Source organism: Pseudomonas sp. PDM02 (assembly GCF_014852285.1).
Classification (GTDB): domain Bacteria; phylum Pseudomonadota; class Gammaproteobacteria; order Pseudomonadales; family Pseudomonadaceae; genus Aquipseudomonas; species Aquipseudomonas migulae.
Window position 1 is genome coordinate 403994 of sequence record NZ_JACVBL010000002.1, and the last position, 16731, is coordinate 420724.

Below are 16731 nucleotides of genomic sequence, written 5' to 3' on the forward strand. Positions count from 1 at the left end.
CTCATCGCGAGCAAGCTTGCTCCTACAGTAGATCTGCGTTGTTTTGTAAATTGAGGCAGCTAAGCTGCACCGCACTGGATGTGCACCATTACCCAATGTGGGAGCAAACTCCCACAGTAGATCTGCAGTGTTTTGTAGAATTCTCGAGGCGGGGAGGCGTATGCCTCCCCGGTTCGTTTTTGGAAACCACATGAAAATTCTGATCGTTGGGCCCAGTTGGGTCGGTGACATGGTGATGGCGCAGACACTGTTTCAGTGTCTCAAGCAACGCCACCCGCAATGCGAAATCGACGTGCTGGCCCCCGAGTGGAGCCGGCCGATTCTTGAGCGCATGCCCGAAGTTCGCCAGGCCTTGAGCTTTCCGCTCGGCCACGGCGCGCTGGAACTGGCGACGCGTCGGCGCATCGGCAAATCCCTGGCCGGTCAGTACGACCAGGCGATCCTGCTGCCCAATTCCCTGAAGTCGGCGCTGGTGCCGTTCTTCGCCGGCATTCCGAAACGCACCGGCTGGCGTGGCGAGTTCCGCTACGGCTTGCTCAATGACGTGCGCACACTGGACAAAGAACGTTACCCGCTGATGATCGAGCGCTTCATGGCGCTGGCGTACGAGCCCGGCCTTGAACTGCCGAAACCGTATCCGCGCCCGAGCTTGCAGATCGATCCGGTCACCCGCGAAGCGGCGCTGGCCAAATTCGGCCTGAGCCTCGACCGTCCGGTGTTGGCGCTGTGCCCCGGTGCCGAGTTTGGCGAGTCCAAACGCTGGCCGTCCGAGCATTACGCCCAGGTCGCCGAAGCGAAGATTCGCGAAGGCTGGCAAGTCTGGCTGTTCGGTTCGAAAAACGATCACGCCGTGGGCGAAGACATTCGCGCGCGGCTGATTCCCGGCCTGCGTGAAGAGTCGGTGAACCTCAGCGGCGGCACGTCCCTGGCCGAGGCCATCGACCTGATGTCCTGCGCCGATTCGGTGGTGTCCAACGATTCCGGCCTGATGCACGTCGCGGCGGCACTGAACCGCCCGTTGGTGGCGGTGTACGGCTCGACGTCGCCGGGCTTCACGCCACCGCTGGCCGAACATGTCGAGATCGTGCGCCTGGGCATCGAATGCAGCCCGTGCTTTGATCGCACGTGCCGTTTCGGTCATTACAACTGCCTGCGCCAGCTGATGCCGCAAGCAGTGAACGAAGCCTTGCAGCGGTTGCAGGGCACTGTGGTCGAGGTCAAATAGTTTGCGGGTTCTGCTGATCAAGACTTCTTCGCTGGGCGACGTGATTCATGCGTTGCCGGCGTTGACCGACGCATCCCGGGCGATTCCCGGCATCACGTTCGACTGGGTGGTGGAAGAAGGTTTCGCCGAGATCCCGACCTGGCACCCGGCCGTGGGCAAGGTGATTCCGGTGGCGATCCGTCGCTGGCGCAAGAACATCTGGCAAACCATCAAAAGTGGCGAGTGGAAGCGCTTCAAGCAAAGCGTTCGCGCCACCAAATATGATCTGGTGATTGACGCGCAAGGCCTGTTGAAAAGCGCGTTGCTGACCCGCTACGTCAAGGCGCCGGTGGCGGGCCTGGATAAAGGATCTGCGCGCGAGCCGATTGCTGCGCGTTTCTATGATCGACGCCTGGCGGTCGCCCGTGGTCAACACGCGGTGGAGCGAGTGCGTCAGTTGTTCGCCATCGCCCTGGGTTACGACTTGCCGAAAGGTCTGGGCGATTACGGTCTGAACGTCGAGCGCCTGGTGGAATTGCCGCGCAAGAATCCTTACGTGCTGTTCCTGCACGGCACCACCTGGGACACCAAACACTGGCCTGAAGCCTATTGGCGCGAACTGGCCGAGCGCGTTGGCTATCTGGGCGTCGGCGTGAAGCTGGCGTGGGGCAATCCGGCCGAGAAGGCCCGGGCCGAACGCATCGCCAAAGACATGCGTCACGTTGAAGTGCTGCCCAAGTTGAACCTGGCGGGCATCGGCAAAGTGCTGGCCGGTGCGCAAGCGTGCGTGGCGGTGGACACCGGTCTCGGTCACCTCGCGGCCGCACTCGATGTGCCAACGCTGTCGCTGTTCGGTCCGACCAACCCTGGCTTGACCGGCGCGTATGGCAAGGCACAAATTCACATGGCCAGCGATTTCCCCTGCGCACCCTGCCTGCAAAAGAAATGCACCTATCAACCGACGGCCGAAGATGCCCGCCGGTTTGACCTGAAACGCGAGTCGCCGCTGTGCTTCACGCGTTTGAATCCCGAGCGTGTCGCGACCCGACTGAGCACGTTGTTACTGGCTGAGGAGCTGCGCTGATGCAATTGGCATTCGTCTTGTACAAGTACTTTCCGTTCGGGGGCTTGCAGCGCGATTTCATGCGCATTGCCCTGGAATGTCAGCAGCGCGGTCATCAGATTCGTGTCTACACGCTGATCTGGGAAGGCGACATTCCGCCGGGTTTCGAAGTACTGGTGGCGCCGGTCAAGGCGTTCTTCAATCACCGTCGCAACGAGAAACTCAGCGAGTGGATGGAGGCCGATCTGGCCAAGCGTCCGGTGGACCGCCTGATCGGTTTCAACAAAATGCCAGGCCTGGACGTCTACTACGCCGCCGACGGCTGCTTTGAAGACAAGGCGCAGAACCTGCGCAACTCGCTGTACCGTCGTTGGGGCCGCTACCGGCACTTCGCCGAGTACGAGCGCGCGGTGTTCGCCAAGGACGCCAAGACTGAAGTACTGATGATCTCCGAAGTCCAGCAACCACTGTTCATCAAACATTACGACACGCCGCTGGAACGCTTCCATTTGCTGCCGCCGGGCATTTCTCAGGACCGTCGCGCGCCACCGAATGCGGCTGAGATTCGTGCCGGGTTCCGTCGTGAATTCAACCTGCAGGACGACGAGTTGTTGCTGGTGCAGATCGGCTCCGGGTTCAAGACCAAGGGCGTGGATCGCAGCCTCAAGGCGCTGGCCGCATTGCCCGCTGACCTGAAGAAACGCACCCGGCTGTTTGTAATTGGCCAGGATGACCCCAAGTTATTCCAGGTGCAGAGCGCCACCTTGGGGCTCGGTGATAACGTGACGTTCCTCAAGGGCCGCAGCGATATCCCGCGTTTTCTGCTGGGCGCCGACCTGTTGATCCACCCGGCGTACAACGAAAACACCGGGACCGTGTTGCTCGAAGCCCTGGTGGCCGGGTTGCCGGTACTGGTCAGCGCCGTGTGCGGTTACGCTCATTACATCGCCGAGGCCGACGCCGGCCTGGTGCTGGATGAACCCTTCGATCAGGCGCAACTGACGCAATACCTGACCAGCATGTTGAACGACGCTCAAGCACGGGCGGCCTGGAGCCGCAACGGTCTGGCTTTCGCCGAGACAGCCGACCTCTACAGCATGCCGCAACACGCGGCCGATGTGATTCTGGCGGAGCACGCTAAATGAAGTTGATGCTGGCTGAACCGTTCAAGAGCCTTTGGGCCGGGCGCGACCCGTTCGCCGAAGTCGAAGGCTTGCAGGGCGAGGTTTATCGCGAGCTGGAAGCGCGCCGGACCTTGCGCACCGAAGTGAACGGCCATGGTTTTTTCGTGAAGATCCACCGTGGCATTGGCTGGGGCGAGATCTTCAAGAACCTGCTGACCGCCAAACTGCCGGTGCTCGGTGCGGGCCAGGAGTGGAAAGCCATTCAGCGCCTGCAAGAAGTCGGCGTGCCGACCATGACCGCCGTCGCCTACGGTGAAAAGGGCAGCAACCCGGCGGACCAGCATTCGTTCATCGTTACCGAAGAGCTGGCGCCGACCGTCAGCCTCGAAGATTTCAGTATCGACTGGGTCAAGCAACCGCCGGAGCCCAAACTCAAGCGCGCGCTGATCGCCGAAGTCGCGCGCATGACCGGCATGATGCACCGCGCCGGGGTCAACCATCGCGACTGCTACATCTGCCACTTCCTGTTGCACACCGATAAGCCGGTGACCGCCGACGATTTCAAACTTTCGGTGATCGACCTGCACCGTGCCCAGACCCGTCCGACGATTACCCAGCGCTGGCGTAACAAGGATCTGGCGGCGCTGTACTTCTCGGCCCTGGACATCGGCTTGACCCAGCGCGACAAATTGCGTTTCCTCAAGGGCTACTTCCAGCAACCGCTGCGCCAGGTTCTGTCGGAAGAAGCGGGGCTGCTCGCCTGGCTGGAAGGCAAGGCCAACAAACTCTATGACCGTAAACAGCGATACGGGGATGCGCTCTGATGTCGGGCTGGAAACTGGAACCTGCTTATAGCGAGCTGGCAGAAGATTTCGGCAGCCTTGAAGCGGTGTTTGCGCTTAAGGGCGAGCGACTGACTCACGACCCGTTGTCCGAAGTCATCCGCGTCAATCGCAATGGCGTCAACTATTACGTCAAGCGTTACGTCGGCGCGGGCAAGGGCTTGCGCCGTTATCTGGGCAAGCCACGGGTGAAAATGGAGTGGCAGAACCTCAAGCGCTTCGCCAAATGGGGCATTCCCACTGCTGAAGTGGTGGCCTGGGGGCTGGAGCGGCGTGGTGCGGCGTACGCTCGCGGGGCGATGATTACCCTTGAACTGCCGCATACCGTAGACCTTTCCATTCTGGCTGAACGGCATGATCCAAAACTGGCGGACCGCGCCTGGGTCGATCATGTCAGTCGGCAATTGGCCGGTTATACCCGGACCATGCACGACCACCGTTTCACCCATAACGATCTGAAGTGGCGCAACCTGTTGATCGACGACCAGGCCCGGCTGTTCCTGATCGATTGCCCCAACGGTAATTTCTGGCGCGGCTTCTGGCTCAAGTACCGTATCACCAAGGATCTGGCGTGCCTGGACAAGGTCGCCAAGTATCAGCTGTCGGCGACTCAACGCCTGCGCTTTTACCTGCAATACAGCCAACGGACACGACTCAATGCCGCCGACAAAAAACGGATCCGGCACGTGGTTAGATTTTTCGAGGGACGCGAATGACTGATTTTCTGGCTGCTGAAGACCGTGCGCTACTGGAGCGCCACGGCCTCGGCAACTTCGATGCGCTTTGGGCCAGGCAGCTTGATGCTGTGGATGAGCCCAACACCGTGCGCGGTGGCTGGAGCAGCGTGTTTCGGCTGGATCTCGAAGGTCACGGCTTCTACCTCAAGCGGCAAAGCAACTACCAGATGCGCACGTTGCATGCACCGTTTGGCGAACCCAGTTTTGCCCGGGAATTTCGCAACATCAGTCGTTATGAAAAGCTTGGCATTCCGGCGCTGAAAGCGGCGTTCTTCGGTGAGCGCAAAGTCGATGGCGAAGTCCGGGCGATTCTGCTGACCCGTGCGCTGGACGGTTGGGATGACCTGGATTCGCTGTTGCAGCGCTGGTCGGAGTTAAGTGGCGCGCAGCACTCGGCGATTTTGCAGGCGTGTGGCGAGCTGGCTCGGCGCCTGCACGCGGCGCGTCAGGTTCATGGCTGCTTCTATCCCAAACACATTTTCCTGCGGGCCACCGGCGACGGTTACCAGGCCCAATTGATCGACCTGGAGAAAACCCGGCCGCTGCTGTGGGGCCGACGTGACCGGGTCAAGGATCTGGAGCCGTTGACGCGGCGGGCGCCCGAGTGGAGCGATGCGCAGGTACGTGAATTGCTGGCCGCTTACCTGGATCAATCGCAGGACAGTTCGCTGATCGACAGCTGGCTGGCGCGACTGACCGCGCGGCGCAGCCACAAGGAGGCGCGCTGATGCGTTTGTCCGAACTGAAAAACACCGGCCGTAGCCCGGCTCTGCCGCTGAGCGTTTCACTGGCCGATGCCGCCGGCCCTGCCGAGTTGCAATTGTTGAGCCTGTTGCGGGTGTTGCCGGGCCAGCGTTATGTCGGCGCCGGTGTCTGGCGTGGCCGTCCGGTGCTGGCCAAGTTGTTGGTCGGCCCCAAGGCGGCCCGGCATTTTCAGCGAGAACTGGACGGTGTGCGCTTGCTCGCCGCTCAAGGTCTGACCACGCCGCAACTGCTGGCCGACGGCTTGAAGGACGGCGAGGGCGGCTGGCTGCTGTTCGATTTCCTTGAAGGCGCCGAGAGCCTGGGGGATACCTGGAAACAGGTCGAGCACCTGCCGGTGCTCGCGGATGGGCAAGGGGCCGTGTTGGCCGAGGCGTTGGGCGCGATCGGCCAGATGCACCGCAAAGGGCTGTGGCAGGAAGACCTGCATCTGGACAACCTGCTGCGCCAGGGCGGTCGACTGTATCTGATCGACGGCGCGGGGATCTGCAGCGAAACCCCCGGCCAGCCATTGTCGCGGCAGAAAGTCCTGGAAAACCTCGGGGTGTTTTTCGCCCAGTTGCCCAAGGCGCTGGAGCCTTTCACCGAAGAATTGCTGGTCTATTACCTGCTGAGCAATGGCGAGCATGCCTTGCCCATGGAAGCGTTGCAGAAGCAGATCGACAAGGTCCGCAGCTGGCGCCTCAAGGACTTCCTGATCAAGGTCGGACGCGAATGCACGCTGTTCAGCGTGCAGCGCGGGGCCTTCGGGTTGCGGGCGATTCGTCGCGAGGAAGAAGCAGCGATGTTGCCGGTGCTGGAGCAGGCCGATGCATTGCTCGATCAGGGCCATCTGTACAAGACCGGCGGCGCGGCGAGTGTCGGAAAAGTCGCGGTGGACGGTCGGACGCTGGTAATCAAGCGCTACAACATCAAAGGCTTTGCCCACTGGCTCAAGCGCTTCTGGCGCCCGAGCCGTGCCTGGCACTCATGGCGCGAAGGCAATCGGCTGGCATTCCTTGGTATTGCCACGCCGAAACCGCTGGCCGTGCTGGAAAAACGTTTTCTCTGGTTGCGCAGCCGGGCGTATCTGGTGACCGAGCATTTGGCGGGGCCGGACATCATCGAGCGGTTTGCGCCGTACGTTGAAAGCGGTGAAGCGCCCGAGGCAGAGCTGGTGGCACTGGATCAGTTGTTTGCAGAGCTGATTCGCGAGCGGATCAGCCATGGCGACTTCAAGGGCCACAACCTGTTCTGGCAGGAAGATCGCTGGGCGCTGATCGATCTGGACGCGATGCGTCAGCACGGCTCGCTCGCCAGCTTCGCCCCGGCGTATGCGCGGGACCGGGCGCGGTTCATGCGCAATTGGCCTGAGAGCAGCGCGCTGTATCAGGTTATCGATCAGCGGCTGCCCAAAGAGATTTCCAGCGCTGCTTGAATCGGACCTGCGGTCCTATCGTCGGAACGCCGCCCGGAGCCGGCTCGCTCCCACATTGAAGTGCTGTGAACACAGATCCATTGTGGGAGCGAGCCTGCTCGCGATGGGGCCGGCACAGCCACCGGAGATCAGGCGGACAAGTTCTTATGAAATGTCCTACATGATCCCCAGACCCCATGAACTGTGCCCTGAATAGCCGCAATGCTAGTTTGCCTGACGTTCATGGAGGGCAAATCTTGACGATTAAAACGGCTGTTCTGCTCGGCACATTCTCACTGGCGCTATCTGGCTGCGGCACCGCCGTCACCGTCCTGCAAAATGACGAAGACGCGGCGCGTGACCTGCGCAAACAAAAAACCTACTGCCAGTCCATCCCGCGAATCTACAGCGGGATGGCCTACGATTTTTGTGTGCTGAATGCACCGCCGGACCCCACGGGTTTTCTTGTACCACTGGTTTTGCTGGACCTGGCGTTGTCCGGTGCACTGGACACCGTTGCCTTGCCGTACACGATTTACCGGCAGGGGGCCGATGGCAATCTCAGGATTTACTGGCGGCCGGGTCGCGGATGATCCTGGCCATGCGTCCTGGCCTTGGGTCATGTTTACGCCGCTGATAACCGTAGGGTCATTCCCGGCATGTTTACGCTATAATCCCGCCCTTTAGCTGTCTCTCGCCCCTTGCGAGGGCACATTAATTTTTGAGGCGCGTTGCGCCTGCATGCAGACTAAAGAGGCTAGACCCCTGTGGCATTGACGATTCTTGGCCTGTCCGGCGCCCTTAGCCATGATCCTTCCGCAGCCTTGTACATCGACGGCAAGCTGGTCGCGGCGGCTGAAGAAGAGCGCTTTGTGCGCGATAAACATGCAAAGAACCGCATGCCATACGAATCGGCGAAGTTCTGCCTCGAGCAGGCGGGCATCAAGCCGTCCGACGTTGACGTGGTTGCGATTCCGTTCGCGCCGATCAGCCTGTTCGGCAAGGCACGCTGGCATTACGCCAAGCGTTACTGGTACGCCCCGGACCGCGCCCTCGACGCGATCCTGATGGGCAACCGTCGCTACAAGCGCTATCGCAACAAGATCGTCTGGTGCCTGGAGCAACTGGGCTTCGACCCGAAAAAAATCAAGATCGAGCCCGTCGAGCATCACCTGGCTCACGCTTCCAGCGCTTACCACTGCTCCGGTTTCAAAGAGAAAACCGCGATCCTCGGCATCGACGGCAAGGGTGAGTACGCCACGACCTTCTTCGGTTACGGCGAAAACGGCAAGATCCACAAGATCAAGGAATTCTTCGATCCGGATTCCCTCGGCGGCCTGTACGGTGCGATCACCGAGTTCCTCGGTTTCGAGATGCTCGACGGCGAGTTCAAGGTCATGGGCATGGCGCCGTACGGCGACGCCAGCAAATACGACTTCTCCCGCCTGGCCTCGTTCGAGAACGGCGAGCTGGTGATCAACACCGACTACGCCAACGTCATCGGCCTGCGCCGTTATAAAGAGAAGGGCAAGGGTTTCTACTTCTCGCCGAAGCTGATCGAGTGGCTGGGTCCCAAGCGCGAAGGCGACATCGCCGACGAGCCGTACATCCACTACGCCGCGAGCATGCAAGCGCTGTTCGAGAAACTGGCGTTGCAGATGATCGACCATTACCTGGGCGACGTACTCAAGGAAACCGGCAAGCTCGCCTTCGCCGGCGGCTGTGCGTTGAACGTCAAGCTCAACCAGAAAATCATCGCCCGTGACGACGTCAAAGAGCTGTTCGTCCAGCCTGCGTCCGGCGATGCCGGCACCGCGGTCGGCGCGGCGGCTTACGTGTCTCACGCCCGTGGCGTGCCGGTCGAGAAGATGGAACACGTCTACCTCGGCCCGTCGTACAGCAACGAAGACGTGCTGGCAGCATGCGCCCGTCACCCGAGCAAGCCGGTATGGCGCAAGCTCGATAACATGCCGGAAAACATTGCCAAAATCATGGTCGATGGCAACCCGGTTGCGTGGTTCCAGGGTCGCATGGAGTTCGGTCCGCGTGCCTTGGGCGGTCGTTCGATCATCGGTTGCCCGAGCGCGACCGGCGTGGCTGACCGCATCAACCACCAGATCAAGTTCCGCGAGCGCTGGAGGCCTTTCTGCCCGTCGATGCTCGACACCGTCGCACCGCAGATGATCAAGATCGATCACCCGGCGCCGTTCATGACCTTCACCTTCGAAGTGGCTGAAGAGTGGAAAACCCGCGTGCCGGAAGTCGTCCACGAAGACGGCACGTCCCGGGCCCAGGTGCTCAAGCGCGAATACAACCCGCGCTACTACGACATGATGAAGGCGCTGGAAGTGCTGACCGGCAACGGCGTGTCGCTGAACACTTCGCTCAACCGTCGTGGCGAGCCGATGATCTGCTCGCCGACGGATGCCCTGAACATGTTCTTCGGCTCCGACCTGCAGTATCTGATCATGGAAGACATCCTGGTGGTCAAAGAGGGCGCGGACGCATATGACACGCTCGGCTGAACGCCATGTGCTGCAGTTCTGTCACGGCTATGACGGGCCGTTTCTGGACTGCGCCCGGCAGTACGCCAGCCTGTTCGCGGGGACCGGATATCGAGTGACCACGGTGTTTCTGACCGGGGTTGCAGACAGCGAGGTTGCCGCGGGCTGTGCTTCCGATGAAGTGTTGTTCATGGAATACAGCTCCAAGGCCATTCGTGGCCTGAAGCTGGGTGCCATCGGCGATCTGCGCAAGATCGCCGCTTCGCGCAACTTCAGCTTCTGCATCGCTCATCGTTTCAAGCCGATCTACATCGCCTTGTTGGGCACTTCGTTGCCGGTCATCGGTGTGCATCATGCGTTTGATGACTACAAACGCGGCACTCGCAAGCTCTTCGCCCATATTTTCCACAAGCGCCTGAGCCTGCTCGGGGTTTCCGACGCGGTGCGCGATGACATGCGCGGTTGCTTGCCGAAATGGCCGGCCGGGCGGATTCAGACGCTCTATAACCGCATCGATGTGCAAACCTTGCAAGACAGCCAGGTGTCCGTTCGTGAAGCCCGGGAAACCCTGGGGTTGTCGATGGATGCCTGGGTTGTCGGCAACGTCGGGCGGCTGCATCCGGACAAGGATCAGGCCACGTTGCTGGAAGGTTTTGCGACGGCTCTGCCGGGTTTGCCGGCTAACAGCCAACTGGTCATTTTGGGTACCGGTCGGCTGGAGCAGGACCTCAAGGCCCAGGCCCGCGAGTTGGGCATTGGCGATCGCGTACTGTTCCTTGGGCAGGTACCCGAGGCTCGGCGTTATTTCCGTGCCTTCGATGTTTTTGCCCTGAGTTCCGATCACGAGCCGTTCGGCATGGTGTTGCTGGAGGCCATGGCTGCCGGCGTGCCGTTGCTCGCCACGGCGTGTGGCGGCGCGAAGGAAGTGGTGGAAGGCGTTGGCATTCTGTTCCCGTTGGGCGATGCCGGGCACCTGGCTCAAGGGCTGCACCATCTGGCCGCAATGGATGAGCAACAACGTCGCCAGTGCGCCGAGCTGATGCTCGACCGCCTGCGTGAGCGCTTCTCCGACCGTGCCGTACGCGATGCTTTCTGGCGTTTGCCACACGTTACCGAACTGGCGCCGAGGGGCTGATGCTCAACCGACTACAAGGCTGGCGCGAGCGTGGCTGGGCGGTGGTCGATGCCTCGACATACGCCGAGGCCTGGCACCGTTATGGCGGCAGCGTCGCGACGCATCCGATGGTCGTCGAACGACTGGCTCATTTGGCCGGCATTCCCGTGCGCTATCTGGCCTGGGCGCAAAACGGTGACGTCCAGGCGGCCATCCCGACCTGGGGCCGCGACCTTGCCTTGTCCAAGGACGTGCTCAAGCGCAACGGTAAAAAAGGCCTGTTCGACCTCGGCAATGCCGAGCTCATCCTGCCGGCCGCTGCTGATACGCAAGCGCCCCTGCGCCATCGCGCCCGTTATCTGTCAGCACTGAATGAAGGCCGCTTCGCAGGCATCAGGTTGCAGGCTGAACAATTGGCCATGGCCCGCACTCCGGAAGAGCTGTCGAAGAAGTTTCGCTACAACCAGCGCCGCGAATTGCGCTTGCTGGAGGAGGCGGGCGGCGTGGTGCGGCCGGTCAGCGAGTTTTCCAGCCGCGAACTGGCCGCGATTTATTGCGACCTGTTTCAGCGTCGCTGGGGCTTTGCGGCCACCGGCGCCGAGCGCATGGGCGAAGTGATCGAGTTGTTGCGTGATTTGTTGATCGGCTCGGTGATTTTCCTCAACGACGCGCCAATCGCGATTCAACTGGTTTACCGCGTCGAAGCGCCGCAATGGATCAGTGTCGAGTACATCAATGGTGGCGTGGACCCGCAAACCCGTGAATTCAGCCCTGGCAGCGTGCTGAGCTTTCTCAATACGCAAAGTGCCTGGGAGCATGCGCGAGCGCTGGACAAGCCCCTGCGCTTCTCCTTCGGTCGCGCCGATCGTGAATACAAGGATCGCTGGTGCAATCCTGTGCCAGTCTTCACCGTATGAGCCAATCCATGAGCCGTAAACAGCAATTGCTCAAGCGCCATCGGCGCCAGAAACGCATCGGCCTGCTGGTCGCGCTGGTGCTGTTGATTGCCATCGGCGTGCTGGTGGCCTGGTGGTTGCCGCTGATTCTGGCGGTCCTGGGCTGGATCGCTCACGAAGCATGGTTTGCCGACCATTTGTTTTATTCGCCCAAAGACGATTACGAGTACAGCTTTCCGCCCTATACCCAACAACCCAAGGTTCACCTGGACGGTGAGCATTTGCGGCTGGATGACGGCGTCATGCTGGTGGACGACGCGACCCTGGTGCTGGCGTTACGGATCAAAAGCACCTGGCTGGGGCGCTTTCTCGACCCGATAGTGGAATTGTCGGGTGGCGACAGTCCGGACCGGCAAGTCTTTGAGCGTGGTGTGAGCGGTCTGCGTTACCTCAATCTCAGCGGCCAGGCGCAGGTTCTGTCCAAAGGCGAGTTGCGTTTGCGCGGGCGTTTCTGCCGATTGCTCGGCGAACCGGTACTTTGGGCGTTCGAACATCCGGATTACAGCAATCGGCGGGTGATGGTGATCGCGCCCCATGCCGACGATGCCGAATTGGCCGCGTTCGGCTTGTACAGCAGTGCCAGCGAAAGCTGGATCGTGACCTTGACCGCCGGTGAAATCGAGGCCGAACACTATCAGCAGATGGGGCTCAAAGGCGTCGAAGCATCCCGCTTGAAAGGTTCGCTTCGCGCCTGGGACAGTATCAGCGTGCCATTGTGGGGCGGCGTACCCCAGGAACGCTGTGTCCAGCTGGGCTACTTCTGTCTACAGTTGCCTGCCATGCAAAACGCGCCGGCCGAGGCCGTGTTGTCCCGCGAGGCGCAACTGGGCGATACCCGTTATTTTCGCCGATTCAATCCGTTCGCCCTGGGCAGTGACGTGGATGGCGTGCCGTCCTGGAACAACCTGCTGGCCGACCTGAAAGAGCTGATCGAGCGCATTCAGCCCCAGGTCATTGTCTTGCCGCATCCGCGCTTTGACCCGCACCCGGACCACCTGTGTTCGCAACAAGCAGTGATGCAGGCGCTGGGCGGTACAGCCTGGCAGCCCGAGACTTTGTTGCATTACGCCAATCACCTGCACGATAACGATCGCTGGCCAATGGGCGATGCCGGTGCGGGTGTGGCGATGCCTCCGCAGATCAGTGCCGAAGAGCCATTGCGCCCCTGGTCGCTTTGTCTGTCGACCGAAAAACAGTGGCACAAGGCCATGTCGTTGGGCATGATGCACGACCTTCAGCCGCGACTTCCCCTCAAGCGTTTACTCCGCCGGGCGATACAACGTTGCCTGGCTGCCAGGCAATGGCCGGCTTTCGGCGAAAACGAGTTCTTCCGTAAAGCGGTGCGACGCCATGAATTATTCTGGGTCCATGAGCTGTCGGGAAAGAGAGAGACCAATTGAAAGTTCTGTTTTTGGTGCAGAAAGAGCAGCGAGCGATCCTCGACCGGCTGTATGACGGTATCGCTGAGCAGTGCGAGTGTGACAAGCGCGAATTGACCAGTGAGGAACAGGACGACTTGCGTGGCTACTTTCGCAAGCACGTAGATGTCTCTCGCTATGACCGGATCGTGTTCTTCCTGCGCTTCAAAAAAGAAATCAGACAGGTGAGGTTCATACAGACCCTGCCCAATCTGGTTATTCTGGAACACGATGCGTACCAGAATTACATTCCGTGCAAGTACACCGGAAAGTTCAGCGCCCATTACCGCAAGTTGCCCTGGGCGCGGGTGATCAGCTCGGGTTACATGGTCAGCCAGCGCCTGTGCGATGAAGGCTTTGACGCGCATTTCGTGCCCAAGGGCTACGATCAGGCGCTGTTGCAGAACCGTCAGCGTGAACGTGACATCGAGTTGGGTTTCGTCGGCAGCCTGAACAGTGTTGCCTATGCCGGACGCAGGGCGATGCTCGAGTCCGTGGCCGAAGTCGAAAACCTGCTGATCACGCGCACCAAGTCGGGTGAGGAATACTGCGAGACGTTGAGCCGGATCCGTTGTTTCGTGAGTGCCGATGTCGGCATGGGCGAATACATGATCAAGAATTTCGAGGCTATGGCCTGTGGTTGTGTGTTGTTTGCTTACGATCAGGGCGAAGAAGAGAATCGCGCACTGGGCTTTGTCGATATGCACAACATTGTGCTTTATCGAACGCGCGAGGAGCTGAGGGAAAAACTTGCGGTGTTGCGTGAGTCCCCGCAACTGACCGAGTCCATTTCATTGGCCGGGCAGGCTCTGGTAGAGCAGCGTTACACCTTCCGCGCCGTTGGGCATGCGATTGTCGACGCCTTGCGCGCGCCGCTGCGCGAGCACGTTCCGCTGGGCTGGAAAGAAAAAATACGCTTAACGCTCGGGCTGTGAAGCCGGCGGTAAAACCACTAATGGAGCGGTGTAAATAAATGCTGTTCAGCGAGACTAGCGACATTTCGGTCGTCATCACCAGTTGCGGTCGCTTCGATCTGTTGAAGCGAACCCTGGAGACGTTTGACCGGTTCAATACGGCTCCCATCCGCAGGGTATTCATTACCGAGGACTCCGGCGACAGTGCCGTCGAGGCCTGCATTCCGGAGCACTGGCGGGCGCATACCCGGTTCTTCATCAACAATCCGCGACTGGGCCAGCTACGATCCATCGATGCGGCCTATGCCGAGGTGCAGACCTCGTGGATTTTCCACTGCGAAGACGACTGGGACTTCTACCGCGAAGGCTTTATCGAAGAGTCCCAATGCTTGCTGGAAGAAGATCCGCAAGCCTTGCAGGTGTGGCTGCGCAGCTTCAATCATGACCTCAAGGTTCACAGCCCTTATGTGTTTTTGAACGAGCGCAAAGTCAGCCACGGCATTCCTTTCTATGTGCTGGGCTCGCACAAGGCCGACTGGCAGGGCTTCTCCCTGAACCCGGGCTTGCGACGCCGTGCCGATTACCTGATTCATGCACCGTACTCCGCTTTTTCCGGAGAGAAAGACCTGTCGCGCCTGTATGCCGGCGAAAACCGCTATGCGCTGATTCTGGAGAACGACGCGGTACTGCACACCGGTTTCGGTGAGCACGTGGTGGTTCCACAGGAGCGGCAAAACAAGTTAAGGCGTAAACGTCTCGATCGAATCAAGCTGGTCGTGGCCCTGATTCTTGGTGTGGCAATAGGTTGGGTAGTCAATGGAATTTAGCGGCATGAAGCCAGGAAAAATCACCATCACGTCGTACTTCGGGGCAGCACTTTGCTTGTTCCTGTTGAGTTTTGTGGTGGGCTGGTCTTCGAAGTGGACCAACAACCTGTATTACGGCCTGATGGTTTTGCCTGGGCTGGTCTTTCTGGTCAAGGAGCGCGGTGCAGGCCTGTTCAAGCTCCCGTTGGCGCTGGGGTGGCTGGCTTTCCTGTTGTGGTTTCTGGTTCCGGCGACGATTGCCGGACATGCGCAGTTCTTCAAGCACATTTTCTATGTGCTGATGTTCGTGATGGTCGTGGGCGCCCTCACCAATCCACAGTTTTTCCGCAGCTCGGCCTTCGTTCGTGCGCAGTTCTGGGTCCTGACGTTGTACGTGTTCAGTTCGGCGATCTACGCCTGGGTGACCGGTGAGTATGCCGTCGGCATCCGTGTCGGACTGCTTCCAGGGCGTCTGGAAAATGTCATCTATGCCAGTATCTGGCTGTTCTGCGCATTGGGGCTGGCGCTGCCGATGTGGGTCAAGGAGCGGAGGCTGATCGAAGGTGGCCTGGCTGTCTTCCTGGCGGTGTTCGCCGTGGTCTTTGTCATGCAGACACGCACCGCGTTGGTGGGCGGAGCCTTCCTGCTGGGCGCCTGGCTGCTTTACGCGCTTTACAAGAAGCCGCGGCTGGTGGGCAGTGCGATGGCGGTTGGCCTGGTGATTCTCGGTCTGTTGTTCTGGATGGTGCACAACGAGCTTTGGTTCCTGTCCCTGTGGAACCGGGGTGATTCGTACCGCATCGAAATCTTCCACATCATGATCGGCGAGTGGCGCAACTGCGGTTGGGCGCTGGGCTGCGGCATCGGTTTCCATACTGAACAGTTGCTCGATGGCACGATGCCGATCCAGCATCCGCACAATATCTTCGTGGCCATGGGGCTTTACGGCGGTGCGGTGGCGTTGCTGCTGTTTGTCGGGTTGATGGTGGCTTCGCTGTGGCAAGCCTGGCGTCTGCGCGATGCGTGGGGTGTTTACCTGGCGTGTGCGTTGGTGATGCTGAACTTCGATGGAAGTTTGCTGATCGGCAACCCGGACGAGTTGTGGCCACTGGTGTTGCTGCCTTCGGCGATGATTCTCTCGCGTGTATTGAAAGCGCGACGCCAGGCACTGGCGTAATGCCTGACCTTCGCCTCCTCCCCGGAGGCGAAGGTGTCCAGATCATTTTTGCAGGGCGATGCTCAGTTCTTCCGCAGAGCAAACGCTCTGGGTCTGGCCATAATTCTGCATGAACACCTCACCGCGATCGTCGAGCAACCACTGGCGATCCTGCGGGTAACGCACCATATGCTTGAAGTTGCGCAGCCGCAGGGTCTTGCGCAGCGGACGGCGATAGACCCGCATATCGGCAATGTCGATCAAACCCAATTGATGCTCGGGCGTCAGCACGATGTTGCCCAGGTGCGCCGAGCGGAAATAGATCCCGCGCTCATGCAGGGTCGCCATGAAGGCCCCCAACTGGCCGCGCAGCGGATCAGCGTCGCCTTCGTCGTCCAGCAACTGGCGCAGGGTCTGACCCGGTAACGGATCGTAGTGCACGGCATCGCGCTCGATACTCGCGATGCGGTAGACCTGACGAATCGACGGGCAGGGAATGTGCCGTTCACGCAATGCATCACAATTGTCGGCAAAACGTTTGGCGTACGGATACCAGGCGGCCGACGTCAACAGACGCTTGCGGCGGAACAGCTTGAGGATCGAGCCGTCCGTCAACCGCAGCACCTTGTCTCCCGAACCATCCGCTTCAAGGACTTGTGCACCCTCGCGCAGGGCGAGGTATCGGGTGTGGTCAAGCGCTTGCATCAATACTCCGGGGTCGACGCCGTGAGGCAT

The 16731-nt window shown here is 60.2% G+C and carries 16 protein-coding genes; 15 read left to right on the top strand and 1 reads right to left on the bottom strand.

Features of this window, described 5'->3' with window-relative positions; genetic code table 11:
• The first annotated feature begins 190 nt into the window (after window positions 1-190).
• The 15 genes from waaF to IB245_RS05385 all read left to right on the top strand — a co-directional run bounded on the left by waaF (window position 191) and on the right by IB245_RS05385 (window position 16017).
• Complete coding sequence (gene waaF, locus IB245_RS05315; protein ID WP_192226899.1) at window positions 191-1225, top strand: lipopolysaccharide heptosyltransferase II; 1035 nt, start codon at window positions 191-193, stop codon at window positions 1223-1225.
• 1 nt (window position 1226) lies between these two features.
• On the top strand, window positions 1227-2288 hold the full coding sequence (waaC, locus tag IB245_RS05320; RefSeq protein WP_008027853.1) for a lipopolysaccharide heptosyltransferase I: 1062 nt from the start codon (window positions 1227-1229) through the stop codon (window positions 2286-2288).
• A complete protein-coding gene (locus IB245_RS05325) occupies window positions 2288-3412 on the top strand; it encodes a glycosyltransferase family 4 protein (protein WP_008027854.1) in 1125 nt (374 codons plus the stop codon). Before waaC ends, IB245_RS05325 begins: the two co-directional genes overlap by 1 nt.
• The gene (gene rfaP, locus IB245_RS05330; RefSeq protein WP_008040354.1) at window positions 3409-4215 is read left to right on the top strand and encodes a lipopolysaccharide core heptose(I) kinase RfaP; all 807 of its coding nucleotides are present in this window, start codon (window positions 3409-3411) and stop codon (window positions 4213-4215) included. Before IB245_RS05325 ends, rfaP begins: the two co-directional genes overlap by 4 nt.
• A complete protein-coding gene (locus tag IB245_RS05335; RefSeq protein ID WP_008027856.1) occupies window positions 4215-4949 on the top strand; it encodes a lipopolysaccharide kinase InaA family protein in 735 nt (244 codons plus the stop codon). The genes rfaP and IB245_RS05335 overlap by 1 nt, the downstream gene beginning before the upstream one ends.
• Entirely contained in the window at window positions 4946-5698 is a 753-nt protein-coding gene (locus tag IB245_RS05340) for a lipopolysaccharide kinase InaA family protein (RefSeq protein ID WP_192226900.1), read from the top strand. Before IB245_RS05335 ends, IB245_RS05340 begins: the two co-directional genes overlap by 4 nt.
• Window positions 5698-7149, top strand: coding sequence for a lipopolysaccharide kinase InaA family protein (locus IB245_RS05345; protein ID WP_192226901.1), 1452 nt, complete (start codon window positions 5698-5700; stop codon window positions 7147-7149). The genes IB245_RS05340 and IB245_RS05345 overlap by 1 nt, the downstream gene beginning before the upstream one ends.
• A 236-nt stretch (window positions 7150-7385) precedes the next feature.
• Entirely contained in the window at window positions 7386-7721 is a 336-nt protein-coding gene (locus tag IB245_RS05350; protein WP_192226902.1) for a YceK/YidQ family lipoprotein, read from the top strand.
• A 174-nt stretch (window positions 7722-7895) separates the two neighbouring features.
• Entirely contained in the window at window positions 7896-9653 is a 1758-nt protein-coding gene (locus IB245_RS05355; RefSeq protein ID WP_008040362.1) for a carbamoyltransferase, read from the top strand.
• Window positions 9637-10767, top strand: a complete 1131-nt coding sequence (locus tag IB245_RS05360) for a glycosyltransferase (RefSeq protein WP_192226903.1) — start codon at window positions 9637-9639, stop codon at window positions 10765-10767. Before IB245_RS05355 ends, IB245_RS05360 begins: the two co-directional genes overlap by 17 nt.
• Window positions 10767-11663 (top strand): antimicrobial resistance protein Mig-14, encoded by an 897-nt coding sequence (locus IB245_RS05365; RefSeq protein WP_192226904.1) that lies wholly within the window; start codon window positions 10767-10769, stop codon window positions 11661-11663. Before IB245_RS05360 ends, IB245_RS05365 begins: the two co-directional genes overlap by 1 nt.
• 8 nt (window positions 11664-11671) lie before the next feature.
• Window positions 11672-13102 (top strand): PIG-L deacetylase family protein, encoded by a 1431-nt coding sequence (locus tag IB245_RS05370; protein WP_192226905.1) that lies wholly within the window; start codon window positions 11672-11674, stop codon window positions 13100-13102.
• The gene (locus IB245_RS05375) at window positions 13099-14055 is read left to right on the top strand and encodes a glycosyltransferase (RefSeq protein WP_192226906.1); all 957 of its coding nucleotides are present in this window, start codon (window positions 13099-13101) and stop codon (window positions 14053-14055) included. Before IB245_RS05370 ends, IB245_RS05375 begins: the two co-directional genes overlap by 4 nt.
• Window positions 14056-14093: 38 nt before the next feature.
• Window positions 14094-14861, top strand: coding sequence for a glycosyltransferase family 2 protein (locus IB245_RS05380; RefSeq protein ID WP_192226907.1), 768 nt, complete (start codon window positions 14094-14096; stop codon window positions 14859-14861).
• A gap of 4 nt (window positions 14862-14865) precedes the next feature.
• Window positions 14866-16017, top strand: a complete 1152-nt coding sequence (locus IB245_RS05385; RefSeq protein ID WP_008040383.1) for an O-antigen ligase family protein — start codon at window positions 14866-14868, stop codon at window positions 16015-16017.
• A gap of 42 nt (window positions 16018-16059) precedes the next feature.
• Here the strand turns inward: IB245_RS05385 and IB245_RS05390 are convergent, their stop codons facing one another.
• The gene (locus IB245_RS05390; RefSeq protein ID WP_008040384.1) at window positions 16060-16701 is read right to left on the bottom strand and encodes a hypothetical protein; all 642 of its coding nucleotides are present in this window, start codon (window positions 16699-16701) and stop codon (window positions 16060-16062) included.
• Window positions 16702-16731 lie beyond the last annotated feature (30 nt).

Excerpts from the sequence above, each read along its gene's own strand:
- waaF (WP_192226899.1), top strand. The coding sequence starts at position 191 with ATGAAAATTCTGATCGTTGGGCCCAGTTGGGTCGGTGACATGGTGATG.
- IB245_RS05325 (WP_008027854.1), top strand. The coding sequence starts at position 2,288 with ATGCAATTGGCATTCGTCTTGTACAAGTACTTTCCGTTCGGGGGCTTG.
- rfaP (WP_008040354.1), top strand. The coding sequence starts at position 3,409 with ATGAAGTTGATGCTGGCTGAACCGTTCAAGAGCCTTTGGGCCGGGCGC.
- IB245_RS05335 (WP_008027856.1), top strand. The coding sequence starts at position 4,215 with ATGTCGGGCTGGAAACTGGAACCTGCTTATAGCGAGCTGGCAGAAGAT.
- IB245_RS05340 (WP_192226900.1), top strand. The coding sequence starts at position 4,946 with ATGACTGATTTTCTGGCTGCTGAAGACCGTGCGCTACTGGAGCGCCAC.
- IB245_RS05345 (WP_192226901.1), top strand. The coding sequence starts at position 5,698 with ATGCGTTTGTCCGAACTGAAAAACACCGGCCGTAGCCCGGCTCTGCCG.
- IB245_RS05360 (WP_192226903.1), top strand. The coding sequence starts at position 9,637 with ATGACACGCTCGGCTGAACGCCATGTGCTGCAGTTCTGTCACGGCTAT.
- IB245_RS05365 (WP_192226904.1), top strand. The coding sequence starts at position 10,767 with ATGCTCAACCGACTACAAGGCTGGCGCGAGCGTGGCTGGGCGGTGGTC.
- IB245_RS05370 (WP_192226905.1), top strand. The coding sequence starts at position 11,672 with ATGAGCCGTAAACAGCAATTGCTCAAGCGCCATCGGCGCCAGAAACGC.
- IB245_RS05380 (WP_192226907.1), top strand. The coding sequence starts at position 14,094 with ATGCTGTTCAGCGAGACTAGCGACATTTCGGTCGTCATCACCAGTTGC.
- IB245_RS05385 (WP_008040383.1), top strand. The coding sequence starts at position 14,866 with ATGAAGCCAGGAAAAATCACCATCACGTCGTACTTCGGGGCAGCACTT.
- IB245_RS05390 (WP_008040384.1), bottom strand. The coding sequence starts at position 16,701 with ATGCAAGCGCTTGACCACACCCGATACCTCGCCCTGCGCGAGGGTGCA.